Here is a 12,143-nt window from a genome sequence, read left to right as displayed (position 1 = left end):
TGCATATGACCGGCCAGACCGCTCTTATCCTTAAAGGTCTCGCCGCAGATCTCACAGGTAATCTTTTCTTTTGTCATCTTTTACGCCTCGCTGTATACCATACCCGCCACCATTGCCCGAGGGCTTCGTTTTTGTGCCTGGAGGGCTCGGCAAGCCCTTGCTTTTTCGTGCCTGAAGCCCTCGGCAAGGGCTATGCCTGGCAGAGCCCTTTAGGGTATACCCTTACCGTACCCTAAGGGTGGGGGTTACCCTTATCTCTCCCCTATCAGATACGGCTCACTTTGTCAAACCAGCCCCGTAGCGCTCCAGAAGCTCAAAGACTCCGTCCACTTCGACCCTCGTCTTGGCCAGTCTGGCTACCCTTACCGCTTGCCTTGGATCGGGAAACCGTGCCGCAAGCTGCCAGGTCCGCCGGACTATATAGACCGCTAAGTCAGGCAATATGCCCTCCTGCTTTACCAGGACATTGGTGGCTACGGTGAGAAATTCATCCAGGCTATAGGGCTTGAACTCAAGCACCATGAACCGTGATAGGAGCTCCAAAGGCATCCGCAGCGTGTTCGAGGCGGCAAATACCTTGGTATCCAGGTTGGACGAGCGCCGTTTACCGTGCTTGGTCTCGGAGACTATGCCCGTGGCCATGAGTGAAAGCAGTACCGAGATATCCCTGGTGCCGATGCGGTCGATCTCATCGACAAGAAGTATCCGTGGCTCCGTACTGAAAAGGAGGTCAGCCATGCCGGAGCGGGTTGCCTGAGAACCCAGAACATACGGTGCCCCCAGACGTGCCAGTTCCATGAGAAACATCGTCTTCGCCGAAGCCGGCACGCCGGTAAAAAGAAGATGCACCGGCTTGTCGCTCTTGAGGACTGTCCTCACCAGGTCTTTCAATTCTTGATATCCCTCAATAACACTGAAAAGGTCATCCGGTACTTCAAGCTCATTTGGTTCATAAGCCGGTTCTACCATGGCTTCACCGGCGGCAAACACCTGTTTCCCCTTCTCCGAGAGCCGGTAGCCGGTGCAGCTGTTACTCCGGTAGGGATTATCCAGCAGGCCCTCCAAGAATAGCCGCGTGAGGGTCGCCGGCTGAATCCGGACGTCACTCCACTCCCAGCCCAGATCAGCGCCCGGCTTACTCCAATCGATGGTTACCTCATGCTCGGCGATCTGCTTAAGGAGATCAAGGTCACCTTCTTTCATAACCTATTTCTCCTTGCCATAAAGATCCTGTCCGGTTCGGAAACCGTGTTGAACTGCGTTATCTCTGTTCATCGTAATCCCCTTTCCCTCCTTATTGCTTCATAAGCTGCCAGCACCAGCTGAAACAGACGCTCCGTACCTTCAACCCCCGCCGTATCCGGGTGAAGCTTATGCACCAGGTTGTGGTAGCGCTTCTTTATCTCTTCGTCAGTGGCAGTCCGCTCCAGTCCCAGTATCACATAGGGGTCGCACCTGACTTCACCATTGGGCGTCCCCGGAAAGCCGGTGAAGCTTTCCCCACTACCACGAAGAAACTCCATGAACCGGCGCGGGTCAATGGCCTCATTCATGAGGGTTTCCGCGTACTCCCCCATGGCTTTTTGAAGCTCAGCCGGCCACTCCTTACCCAGTCGCCCCAGTTCACCCAGCCACTCATCAGCTATTTTCTGCCACCGCTCCGTCATTTCTTGCCCTTTTCTTTTTCAAACCGGCCGTCGCAGTTAAGACACACCGGACAGAACCTGAGACTCCCGCCCTCATAGTCCATCCGCATGGTGAAGCTGTCCCCCGTTTTAATCACGCCGCCGCACCGGTGGCAGCGGTGCTCCTTCCGGGCTATTTTGATCGCTCTTTGTGTGCCAAGCTCTTTTGACTGAACCATGGCGCCGTTATTTAGTTTTGATGCCTTTTTCATTCCCATTGCTAACATCCTTACCCAACTTCTTAAAGTCTCCCTTTTTCCCTTCAATCCCAAACGAGCACCGTTCATCATAAGCCGCTACACAGATTTTGAGGTCAGGACAATCTCGACAAGAATCATGCTCGTCAGCGCATTCCCTTAGCCGCTGAACGATATAATTCAAATCCAGTTTTTCTATCCCCGCTTGCGATACGAACTCGGCCCCACTCCTCATTTGCCAAACCCCATTTCGGTTAATATTGGCTACCCTTCCGATGCGTGGGCATCTCTCTCCCTTATCCGGTATTCCGGCGCGTCTATATAAACTACCCTAGCGAATCCGGCTCTCAGTAATCGACTACCAATGCGCCGCTCAGTATCTCCAGGCAGATCATCAACGGATCGATTTGTCGTCACCACCATGTACAACCCGTTCACGTAGCGGTAGTCAACTATTTGCATCAGCTTCTCCACCGCCCATTCGGTGGGTTTCTGCGTTCCCAGGTCGTCAAGCACCAAGAGCGGCACCGTGAGCAAGAAATCCATCAGCCGGTCGTATTCCCCTTCACGGTTGTAGCTTGCCCGCAGCTCCTCAAGCATGAGCGGTACCAACACGTAGCGTGCCGCTTGCCCCCTATCAATCCAGCGCCGGCAGATAGCCACTGCCAGGTGGGATTTTCCCACATCGACCGGACCTACCAACGTCAGCCACCTTACGTCGCCACGTCCTTCGGCAAGCTCTAACGCCAGTCCGTAGGCTTTCTCAAGCGGTCCGCTAGAGTCAAAGTTTTCGAATGTCCATCCAGCGGTAGCGGCCGGAAGCTGACACCGGCTCAGCATCTGCTTATACCGCTCCCGCAAAATCCGCTCTCTCGAGCACTCGCAGGGCATGGTCCGGTCATATCGCGGCTTCCCCCACTCATCAATCGGATGTACTACCCCACCGCCGCCACAGATAGGGCAAATAGCCTCTTCCTCACCGGAGTGGTTTGCTGGGGTCAAACGGGGTTGGCTTTCCGGAAAGCGGACCGCTTGGGCTAGCACGCTTTTTATCGAATCCATCGTCACCTCCTTTGCGATAGTTATTCAGGGCTACCTCCAAATCCAGGAACTTCTCCAAACCGCGCTTTAAGAAGTCCTTGAATGTCCACCGGTACTTGAAATAGCACCGCTCATCGTTGACAATGTGTGCGTAATTCTTGATCGCCTGGGAGATTTCCGCCGCGGAGAAATCCCTTGAGGCGGCCGCGAGGGCCCGCGTCATGTCACCTGTGAGCTTCCTGTGTCTAGTCACACCCAGTGAATTCCAGAGGTCAAATAATTCCCTGGCGTCGACTGAATTTTTATGATTGCCCCCTTTGGGGGCTATAGGGGTATAAATACTAGACTTAACTAAACTATACTTAACTATACTGTGCCTACCAGTGGTTGCCACCTGGTTGCCATCCGGTTGTCTAGTGGTTACAGTCTGGTTACCACAATCCTCAAAACCGGGGAGACTGGAAGGGTTATAGCGGTCTTTTCTTATCCTTTGATGCTCCCTCCATCCCGGAATATCAAGATACTCACAGTCGTTCTGGCTGTAGAGCCGTATCAGCCCTAACTGACTGCAGAGGTCTCTTAGCTCCCTGATGAGATCCTCGGTCTTATCGTTATCGTAAGGAAATATGATTGCCTTAAGGTACTTGGGCGATGCCTTAAGCCTGCCGTCATCGTCCGCGCTGCTAAAGATGCCGATAAATAGCAACCGTCCCGCGTCAGGGAGACTACCGATCCTTTCATTTCGCCAAATGTCGGGCTCTATCATGCGACGGGGCATAAACTTCCCTCTTCTTTTATTTGGTATTAGACGTGCTTTTTACTACTCCAGCCGCTTCTGGTAGGGCACCTCAGGGCCAAGCGGCGTTTCGGCTATTTCGACTTCTCTTACGCAGCTACCTTCCCTTAAGAGACCCAGAGGTACTAAGAAATTGAAGGTAACGCGGTCGCTATCGGTGAGAGTGTGAGCCACAAAGACCTCCCGCCTTTTACTCATCAGGTGCCGGAATATAAGCCTGCGTATGTCTGCGGTGTATATGTCCAGTATCCTCAGCCACTGAGGCACAAAGTAAATAACTCTCGAACACGGGCTAGCATAACCCCAGGAAAGATAGGCCTTCATACCACCCTGCTCCAGACGGAATATTTCCCAGGGTACCCTCTGGGTAAGGGCAACCCTGGTGTCTGTTTTACCTTCGACCAGATCCACCGTGCCGTTAGCCAAGAAACACCGGTAGTCCAGGCGGCGCCCCTCTTTGCCAACCGGTATCACTCTGGCGTATTCACGGCTGAGATAACGCGCGATATAGGCCTCCGCCGGCTCCCCAATATTCTTCAGTTCGCCGTCGTAGCTTCGTGGCTTGCTACTCCTATCCTTCAAGAAGCCTCCTTGCTGACCTGGTCACCCCAGACTTCCCATCCATGATGGTGTTTTCGGCCAAACAACTCGCACTTTCGGGTATTTGGGTACATCTGATCGATGATTTCGTAGACAACTTCCGGCTTTCGGCTGTGATCCCGTACCTCTGCGCAGATGACGCTGGCGGGCTTATCTCCTTTGGGAAGCATCGAGCCTTGCGTGGCAAGCAGCAGTAGCTCATGCCGCCCGTAAACATAAAAGCCCAATTTACCGTAGGTTGGCTTATCCTTTACCCAGGTGAGATTTGTCTTATACTGAAAGCCTAGCTCGCCGATTAGTCGCAGGGCCTCGGGTAGAAGTGGGTTGGTGGCCCAGAGGAATAAAACACAGTTTGGTGCCGTATGGGAGGCGAAGTTAAGCTCTTTCAGCCGGTTTAACATCTCATCCACAGTCCGGGTCCGGTAGTGATTCTCGGCGCTGCCCCCCAAGCCGGAATTGTTATACTTCCAGGGTGGGTCCATGTAAAACACCTGGAATATACCCTCCGGCAGCTCAGGCTCAGGATTGATTGTCGCCTGACTCACTTCCCGTCTTGTTTCGTCGTATGCCTTGTGGATGCTCATACCATCGGGTTTAATCTCGTTGAGTAGCTGGGGCTTGTGCTCCGCCACGTATTCCAGCTTGTCCCACTGCCGCCCTGACCCCAGACCGATGGATTGAGCAATGATGTCACGACTTTGGGGTGCTCTCACCTGAGGAAAATTTTCCTCAGGTGTTGCCGGTCTTCCCGGTGCTGTATTGCCGTGTTCTCGTATGCGCTCCTGAGCTCTGATGGCCTCAATCTCCTTTAGCGCCTTACCCTCGTTGTAGAGCTGCTGGCCTGTCTTGATGCGGTAGCGGTTGAATTCGATAATAGCCTGGCACTCATCCAACTCAGAGGCATAATACTCGCGAATTACCGGTATCAGTACCGGTATGCCCTCTTGATACGCAACCCGGGCGGCACGCCAGCGGCGGTGCCCGGAAATAATCTTTCCCTCAACGGTGATATGTAGCGGCTGGAGGATGCCGAGATTCTTGATGCTATCAAGTAGATCCCGAAATCCGTCCTCTCCGTAGATACCCTCGCTGTATCCGTTAGGACGCAGAAGGCCGGGGTCATTAAGCCACTCTATTGCTTCCCGATGTTGCTTGCTCATGCCTTAGCCCTAATCCTTCTTCCCCACACACCTCGCACACATTCTCCTTGCCGTGGGCAAGTAGTAATCTTTGAATATCCGTCCGCACACACGGCACTTGTAGCGACGGAGCTTACCGTAGTTCATTCGGTTACTGACCGGTTGTTCTGGAAACCCCATTTCCTACCTTGCACCGACCTTACCGCCTAGCCTGATAACGCTCGACTGCCTTATAGAAATTAGAGAGCCTATCCAGAGTCAGTTTCGAAGGCGGCAGCGCCGATTCGAAATCACCCCGAACCACGTTAAGATGGTAGTTCTTCAGAAACCAGATCGAGATTTGAGCATCCTGCACGTCCAGCTCGCAGATCTTTTTCTTTACCTTTTCCCAGACCCGAAGTAATTCCTCGTCTACGGCTGGTATGTCACTCGATTCAATATCCTGTTTCAATACCTCTTCCGGGAATAGATCGTCAGGCGCTTCGGTATCCGGAGGCGGTAAGAGTAAGCTCTGACCTACTGGTATCTGGGCATACCTCTGGACTTCAATCAGGCTATACGGAGCCGATAGACTGAGGACTCTCACCGTCTTACGCCGACCGTCCGGCTGCACCTCCTGCTCAACAAGCTTGAGCAACAGTGGAATCATGGAAATCCGGCCGCAGATACCGCGAATGAACGCGATCGTCGAATTTACGTTTCTTATGGAATTGAAAGAGCTGGTATCAAGCTGGTAAACGCCAAAGCCCGGGCAATCAGGCAGCAGGAACTGCAGATTCATGACCCGTCGGCAACGACTTCTTTCATAATACGGACAAATATCGGGTGAGCAGCTAATCTCTCTTAGCTCAGTATCCACAGCGTCCCTGGTGGCTATTTCACCGGTTCCGATATCTACCCGGGCAATCGCCGTCTCTCCATCGCCGCGGCAGATTAATCCCCTGGTAGCGGAATAACACTTCAAAAACTGGCTGGCCCACTGCGACTCGTCTTCGGTCGGGAACATGACCCGCAGTTCCTTGGGCTTATCGCCGTACACCTTTTTTACCTCTTCCGGACAGACAAAATAGTCGGTTGGCGACGGGTAGACCATCCCGTCATCGGTCTCCTTCCTTAACCCCAGCCTGATCTTACCCAGCCGGGGCAGCCTTACTACTTCACTAACTCCCTTTATCGGCGACATAATTACCTCCCTCAATTGTGGAATCTCCGTTCTGATTCAATAACCCCTCACGGCCACCTATAGCTACAGCAAGCGTGATTAGGGTGCGCAGTCTTCCCTTTACCGCCTCTTTACCATCGTTTGACGGCGCTTCAAATACCTCTACGAAATCTGTTTCACATGACGTCATAACTGTTTCCAGATAGATAATATTATTACCTCTAGTGATTAACCATATTACTATCGCGGGGTATAAAAAAATGGTGGGCCATAGCCCTTCTGATCAGGGTGCTGACATCGGTCCGCTCCATCTCGGCTATCTTTTTCAGCTCTCGATAATCAGCCCTAGGGATAAGCACCCTGATTGATACCTTGTTTCTACCCGGGGTCTTTGGTTTCTCCGCATCCATTGGCTCACCTCTATGACATTGTCGTAATGATATTACGATAGACAAAACCCACTGTCAAGACAGCGTTGTCGCCATATTGTTACCTTTCATATCTATAAAGACGCCAGCTATGATTTTTAAGCCCCCTGCAAAAAGTGTCGTAAAGCTCTTGACAAATATAAACAGTGGTGATAACATTACCATAACGCACATCTTAAGGAAAGGGAGATAATCACCATGTCAGTAACCCTGGCACAACTGATTCGAGCTGCCAGAACGCGCCTCGGGGAGACTACCCAGGGAGACCTTGGTAGAATGGCCGGTACCAGCCTCGAGAATGTGACCGCCATCGAGAACGGCCGTAACCTCCAGCCCAGCCCCGAGGTTATCGCCGGGCTCTCCAAAGCCCTTGATCTGCTGGTAGAAGATATCTACGCCGCCATTACTGGTACCCTGGAAGACTACCCCTGGGTAAAACCGAGGGAGCTCGACCTTAAAGACGCCGAGCTTGAGCTCATGTTCCGGCAGGTGGATAGTCTGCTCGATGGCGAGCCCAAAGAGCGGGTAAAATCATTCATTCGCTTTACCCTTGATGAGAAGAGAAGACGGCACAAAGAGGAGAAAAGGAAACAGAAGACCAGCTAGCAGCGTGATTTGTATGAGCTGAGTGAGGTAGATTTGAGATGATTAGCGTGGCTGCGGAGAAAGCAAGGATGATTCATGCCCGTTACCCCGGGTTACTTTTCCCCATAGATATGGAATACCTGGCCAGCGCGGAGGGCTGCGAGGTCGTAGACTGGCCGTTTCTGGCGCCGGTTAAAGAGGTGAAACGTGGACGCTGGATAGGTATCGCCGAGGGCGTTAGCCGTAGGGAGCGGCGTTATCTTATCGCCCATGCCCTGGCCCACCAGCTACTACACTGCGGTAACCAACTGAGGTTTCTTCAATGGCAGAAAACAACCGTCCTGAAACAGGAGCAAGAAGCGGAAATATTCGCCGCCCATATCCTGATGCCACAACCTGAACTCGATAAGGTCATTGATCTACCCCTCTGGGATTTAGCGGACTACTTTGATGTGCCGGAAGAGCTGGCCGGGAAAAGGGTCTCTGATTTTGCCACCGAGGAAGAATTGGCTAACTGGGAAGAAATGAACTGGAATATTTCCCCTTGATCACAGCCGCGCTAGGAGAAAAGTGATGGATAAGAAGGCAGCTGATAAGAAGCTTAAATGCTGTGTTTATGCCCGGGTATCAACCGACGAGCAGGCGGAAAGAGACCTTTCCATCCCCTTCCAGCTCGAGAGGTGCCGCTACCACGCTCAGGGTAAGGGCTGGGAAGTAGTTCGGGAGTTCGTTGACGCCGGCGAAAGCGCCCGCACCGATAAGAGACCCGAGTTTCAGAAGATGATCGCCCAGGCCAGGAACAAAGCCTTCGATATCATCCTGGTTCATAAGTTCGACCGCTTCGCCCGCAATGACTATGACTTCATCATTTATGAGAAGGAGCTTGAAGACCTTAAGATCACCGTGGAGAGTGTCAGCGAACCGGGAGACGCCTCAACCCCGGCCGGCTACATCAGCCGCCGCATGATGCAGATTATCAGCACCTGGTATTCCAAGAACCTGGCCATTGAAGTCAAGAAAGGTCTGCAGAAAAAGGTGGAGAACGGCGGCTGGCCGAAACAGGCCCCCTTTGGCTACCTTAACAAGCATGACAAGAATTCCGCCTGGATAGAAGTCGATCCAAGAAACGGCTCGCTTGTAACCGAAGCCTTCAAGGAGATGGCAAGCGGCAGGTGGACGCTACAGAGCTGGTCGGATGAATCCTACGTAAGAGGCTATATCAGCAGGCTCGGCAACCAGATTTCGAGATCAAAATGGAGTGACATCTTCCACAACCGGTTCTACCTGGGCGAGACCTGGCTCAAGAAAGGCGACGTGCCCACCAAAGGGGCCCATCAACCGCTGGTAGATGAAGACACCTTTACTCAGGTACAGCAAATCCTTAGACTCCATGATAAGAATAAACAGCGCACCAGGCGGCATAAGTACCTGCTCCAAGGACTCGTCCATTCGGTGGACGCTGACAGCGTCTGCTGGGCGGAAACCCACCCTACGAAGCGAATCAGCTACTACCGTAGCCGCGAGAAGGTTAACGGGAGTAGCGTCTTCTACAATACCAGGGATATCGAGGAGCAGCTACCGGCTGTCTTTAAGAGCATCACCATCACCGAAGAGGCCCGCCAGGATCTGCGTAAGGAGCTCGAAGCATTATTTAAAGCGGAGGCTAACGGAAACGGAGAGCTCAGCAAAGCCGAGGCTCGATTGGTCAAACTTGCCAGAATGGAGAAGAACCTGCAGCGGCTCGTCATCGAGGAGCAGATATCCTACGAGGACTTCAAGGAGCATCGCGCTCAGATTGAGGCCGAGAAATCAAGACTTAAGAACACGGTTGATGCTATCAGACAACGGCAGCACCTGATAAAAGCCGACTTTGAAGTGGCCTTGGAACTGGCTACCCAGCTGGATTTTCTCTTTGATAAGGGTACTTTCGATGAAAAGAGATTGATCTGTGAGACGGTTTTCAAATGCCTCTATGTTGAAGAAGGTAAAGTAACCAAGGCCGAACTCAATGCCCCCTTCGCGATCATCGCCTCAAGAGCCAAAGGTTCGGGAGCTGTTCCGAATGGTGGGCTTAGGGGGACGATACCTAGAACCATTCACAAGCCTCGAAAGACCTCCGGGCAGTATATAAAAATATTTTCAGCGACCTTTCCTTGGCCACCGGGCAAGGGAAAAGTTGAAGTCTGCCATTCTCATTCCATATTGAATTGAATCCTGGCGTATTATCTTTCTCCGCACCTGTTGGTATGATATCACATTTGGCGAATCGATTCCCGAACACTCCGATGCGTGATATGTGCAAAGCCTCAGGTTAACTTGTGCAAGCGTAACCCATGTCGTTTTTGCACTTTTCTTGCATTATTAGCTTTGCACTGCCACCGGGCCAAGGCTTATATAGGGGGGAGGGGGGTAGCTTGTGCAACGCTTGCGGTCATGCGTAACCGGACCAATAAACCGTGCAAGAAAAGACCGCCGGAAAAAGTGTATGCAAAGGTGACGGGTGCAAAGGAGTAAGCCCGATTAATTGCCGGCTACCTGCCTGGCCCGGTTATCCTGGGTACCAAGACGATGAGTGGCCTGTGCAAGCCTCAGGTTAGCGGGTGCAAGCGTACCCGGGGCTTTATTGCATTTTTGCACCCTTAGCTTTGCACTGCCTGAAGGATGGGAATTAGATAGGGAGGAGAGGATAGCTCATTTCACGATGGTAGTCAGATATGGCTTTCTTACTGCGTCACGGTGAGCGCAGGTTCGAAAGACGACTAAGAGTGCAAGTCTTAAGCATGAGGCCAACCGGTAATTCAAGGTCGAGTAGCGCCACGTACTGATAACAGTTCTGCTACTTAAGCGTCTTGCGCAGTGAGTCGTTGCGATAAGGCGGTATATCGCCGCTGCACCCGGCTGTTACGCACGGCGATAGCGATAGCGCGAGCGCTGCCGACGAGGATCACCATTTTCTTGGCTCTGGTTATCGCTGTGTAAAGGAGGTTACGTTGCAGCATGATATAGTGCTGGGGCAGGATAGGAATTATTACCGCGGGATACTCGCTGCCCTGTGATTTATGAATGGAAATAGCGTAGGCTAGCACCAATTCGTCAAGCTGGCTCCATTCGTAGCTGACGATCCTGTCTTCATATTTAACGGTGAGAGTCTGTTCCTCAGTTTCAATAGCGGTTATCCTGCCGATATCACCGTTGAACACTTCTTTTTCATAATTGTTGATGATCTGCATCACCTTGTCATTGACCCGAAAATGCCTTCCCCCGCGCACCAACTCAATACCACTGGGATTAAGTAACGTCTGTAACTCGGCGTTTAGGTTGGTAACACCTGCCTCGCCCTTATGCATCGGCGTCATGACCTGGATATCATCCAAGGGATTAAGGTGAAGGGCACGGGGCAGCCTGTTGGCACAGAGCTCTTTCACTACCTCGAGCGCCTGCTTCGGATCGTCCCGGGATACGAAATAAAAGTCGGAGTTCTTTCCCTGCGGCGGCTTTGTTAATGGGAATTCGCCGTGGTTGACACGATGGGCATTAACCACGATCATGCTCTCCTGCGCTTGCCTAAATACCTCGGTCAGTATTACTGTCTCCACCTTGCCCGATGCAATTACATCCTTGAGCATATTACCAGGACCAACCGAGGGGAGCTGATCTACATCGCCTACCAGTACCAGAGTGGCCGTTACCGGTATTGCCTTGAGAAGATGGTTCATAAGCAGAATATCCACCATAGACGCCTCATCAATTACGACGAGATCCGCTGCAAGAAGGTTTTCATCATTCCTCTTGAAACCACCCTCGCTGGGGCTGTATTCCAGTAACCGGTGAATCGTCTTTGCTTCCCTGCCGGTCACCTCAGCCAGTCTTCTTGCGGCTCTACCGGTAGGTGAAGCAAGCAGAATGTGCTGACCGTTACGTTCCAGTATCTTGATGAGGCAATTGAGCAGCGTTGTCTTTCCGGTACCTGGCCCGCCGGTAAGGACAAGCACCTTACTGGTAATTGCCTTTCTGATAGCCTCTTTTTGCATCTCAGCCAGTTCTATGTGGCTTACCTGTTGCACCCATTGGATGGAATCATCTACATCTACGGGGATGAGCTGTCTTGGGGAGACCATAAGTGTCTGTAGCCTTCTGACTACCTTTACCTCGGCGATGTGGAGCGGAGTAAGGTAGACTGCCCGATCCTCTATAAGTTCGTCAATCACCACCCTCCGTTGCTCCTGTAGTGCCGCGAGAGCAGGCTTTAATATTCCAGGATTTACCTCAAGCAGTGAAGCCGCGGCATCCATCAGCTTTTCATAGGGATAGTAAACATGACCTTCATCAACCAACTCGCTAAGGACATGTACAATTCCGGCTTCAGCCCTTATCTGAGAACTGGGGTCAATCCCCATATTCCGGGCGATCTTGTCCGCCGTCTTGAAACCAATGCCGCTGATATCAAGAGCTAGCCGATAGGGATTCTCCTTAACCACCGACACAGACTTGTCACCATAGGCTTTGTATA

General features: G+C 52.2%; 14 protein-coding genes. 3 read left to right on the top strand and 11 right to left on the bottom strand.

The genetic code is table 11. The annotated features are described in order from the left end of the window. Nucleotides 1–276: 276 nt before the first annotated feature. The 10 genes from PHI12_11725 to PHI12_11680 all read right to left on the bottom strand — a co-directional run bounded on the left by PHI12_11725 (nucleotide 277) and on the right by PHI12_11680 (nucleotide 7,030). Complete coding sequence (locus tag PHI12_11725) at nucleotides 277–1,203, bottom strand: AAA family ATPase (GenBank protein ID MDD5511459.1); 927 nt, start codon at nucleotides 1,201–1,203, stop codon at nucleotides 277–279. Between the two features lie 68 nt (nucleotides 1,204–1,271). Next, a complete protein-coding gene (locus tag PHI12_11720; protein MDD5511458.1) occupies nucleotides 1,272–1,667 on the bottom strand; it encodes a J domain-containing protein in 396 nt (131 codons plus the stop codon). Beyond that, a complete protein-coding gene (locus PHI12_11715; protein ID MDD5511457.1) occupies nucleotides 1,664–1,903 on the bottom strand; it encodes a hypothetical protein in 240 nt (79 codons plus the stop codon). Before PHI12_11715 ends, PHI12_11720 begins: the two co-directional genes overlap by 4 nt. Nucleotides 1,904–2,146: 243 nt before the next feature. Then, the gene (locus PHI12_11710) at nucleotides 2,147–2,884 is read right to left on the bottom strand and encodes an ATP-binding protein (protein ID MDD5511456.1); all 738 of its coding nucleotides are present in this window, start codon (nucleotides 2,882–2,884) and stop codon (nucleotides 2,147–2,149) included. Further along, nucleotides 2,859–3,701, bottom strand: coding sequence for a hypothetical protein (locus PHI12_11705; GenBank protein MDD5511455.1), 843 nt, complete (start codon nucleotides 3,699–3,701; stop codon nucleotides 2,859–2,861). The genes PHI12_11710 and PHI12_11705 overlap by 26 nt, the downstream gene beginning before the upstream one ends. A 42-nt stretch (nucleotides 3,702–3,743) precedes the next feature. Further along, on the bottom strand, nucleotides 3,744–4,301 hold the full coding sequence (locus PHI12_11700; protein ID MDD5511454.1) for a hypothetical protein: 558 nt from the start codon (nucleotides 4,299–4,301) through the stop codon (nucleotides 3,744–3,746). Then, on the bottom strand, nucleotides 4,298–5,479 hold the full coding sequence (locus tag PHI12_11695; protein ID MDD5511453.1) for an MT-A70 family methyltransferase: 1,182 nt from the start codon (nucleotides 5,477–5,479) through the stop codon (nucleotides 4,298–4,300). The genes PHI12_11700 and PHI12_11695 overlap by 4 nt, the downstream gene beginning before the upstream one ends. Before the next feature lie 178 nt (nucleotides 5,480–5,657). Further along, nucleotides 5,658–6,641, bottom strand: a complete 984-nt coding sequence (locus PHI12_11690; protein MDD5511452.1) for a hypothetical protein — start codon at nucleotides 6,639–6,641, stop codon at nucleotides 5,658–5,660. Then, nucleotides 6,619–6,810, bottom strand: a complete 192-nt coding sequence (locus PHI12_11685; protein MDD5511451.1) for a hypothetical protein — start codon at nucleotides 6,808–6,810, stop codon at nucleotides 6,619–6,621. The genes PHI12_11690 and PHI12_11685 overlap by 23 nt, the downstream gene beginning before the upstream one ends. A gap of 31 nt (nucleotides 6,811–6,841) precedes the next feature. Continuing rightward, nucleotides 6,842–7,030, bottom strand: coding sequence for a hypothetical protein (locus tag PHI12_11680; protein MDD5511450.1), 189 nt, complete (start codon nucleotides 7,028–7,030; stop codon nucleotides 6,842–6,844). Between the two features lie 216 nt (nucleotides 7,031–7,246). Between PHI12_11680 and PHI12_11675 the strand changes: the two genes are divergently transcribed. From PHI12_11675 to PHI12_11665, 3 genes are read left to right on the top strand one after another with little or no spacing between them, the layout of a single operon-like run. Next, entirely contained in the window at nucleotides 7,247–7,654 is a 408-nt protein-coding gene (locus PHI12_11675) for a helix-turn-helix domain-containing protein (protein ID MDD5511449.1), read from the top strand. A 38-nt stretch (nucleotides 7,655–7,692) separates the two neighbouring features. After that, the gene (locus PHI12_11670) at nucleotides 7,693–8,181 is read left to right on the top strand and encodes an ImmA/IrrE family metallo-endopeptidase (GenBank protein MDD5511448.1); all 489 of its coding nucleotides are present in this window, start codon (nucleotides 7,693–7,695) and stop codon (nucleotides 8,179–8,181) included. A gap of 25 nt (nucleotides 8,182–8,206) precedes the next feature. Next, entirely contained in the window at nucleotides 8,207–9,844 is a 1,638-nt protein-coding gene (locus PHI12_11665) for a recombinase family protein (GenBank protein ID MDD5511447.1), read from the top strand. Between the two features lie 629 nt (nucleotides 9,845–10,473). Here PHI12_11665 and PHI12_11660 read toward each other — a convergent pair. Then, nucleotides 10,474–12,143, bottom strand: a 1,670-nt coding sequence (locus tag PHI12_11660; GenBank protein MDD5511446.1) for an ATP-dependent RecD-like DNA helicase, incomplete at its 5' end; no start/stop codon positions are given.

Source organism: Dehalococcoidales bacterium (assembly GCA_028716225.1).
Lineage (GTDB): Bacteria > Chloroflexota > Dehalococcoidia > Dehalococcoidales > UBA5760 > UBA5760.
Note: the sequence above shows the minus strand (reverse complement) of the source record. Positions and strands in the feature narration are given on the sequence as shown.

Coding starts and splice junctions, on each gene's coding strand:
- PHI12_11725 (MDD5511459.1), bottom strand. CDS start 1,203: ATGAAAGAAGGTGACCTTGATCTCCTTAAGCAGATCGCCGAGCATGAG.
- PHI12_11720 (MDD5511458.1), bottom strand. CDS start 1,667: ATGACGGAGCGGTGGCAGAAAATAGCTGATGAGTGGCTGGGTGAACTG.
- PHI12_11715 (MDD5511457.1), bottom strand. CDS start 1,903: ATGGGAATGAAAAAGGCATCAAAACTAAATAACGGCGCCATGGTTCAG.
- PHI12_11705 (MDD5511455.1), bottom strand. CDS start 3,701: ATGCCCCGTCGCATGATAGAGCCCGACATTTGGCGAAATGAAAGGATC.
- PHI12_11695 (MDD5511453.1), bottom strand. CDS start 5,479: ATGAGCAAGCAACATCGGGAAGCAATAGAGTGGCTTAATGACCCCGGC.
- PHI12_11690 (MDD5511452.1), bottom strand. CDS start 6,641: ATGTCGCCGATAAAGGGAGTTAGTGAAGTAGTAAGGCTGCCCCGGCTG.
- PHI12_11685 (MDD5511451.1), bottom strand. CDS start 6,810: ATGACGTCATGTGAAACAGATTTCGTAGAGGTATTTGAAGCGCCGTCA.
- PHI12_11680 (MDD5511450.1), bottom strand. CDS start 7,030: ATGGATGCGGAGAAACCAAAGACCCCGGGTAGAAACAAGGTATCAATC.
- PHI12_11675 (MDD5511449.1), top strand. CDS start 7,247: ATGTCAGTAACCCTGGCACAACTGATTCGAGCTGCCAGAACGCGCCTC.
- PHI12_11670 (MDD5511448.1), top strand. CDS start 7,693: ATGATTAGCGTGGCTGCGGAGAAAGCAAGGATGATTCATGCCCGTTAC.
- PHI12_11665 (MDD5511447.1), top strand. CDS start 8,207: ATGGATAAGAAGGCAGCTGATAAGAAGCTTAAATGCTGTGTTTATGCC.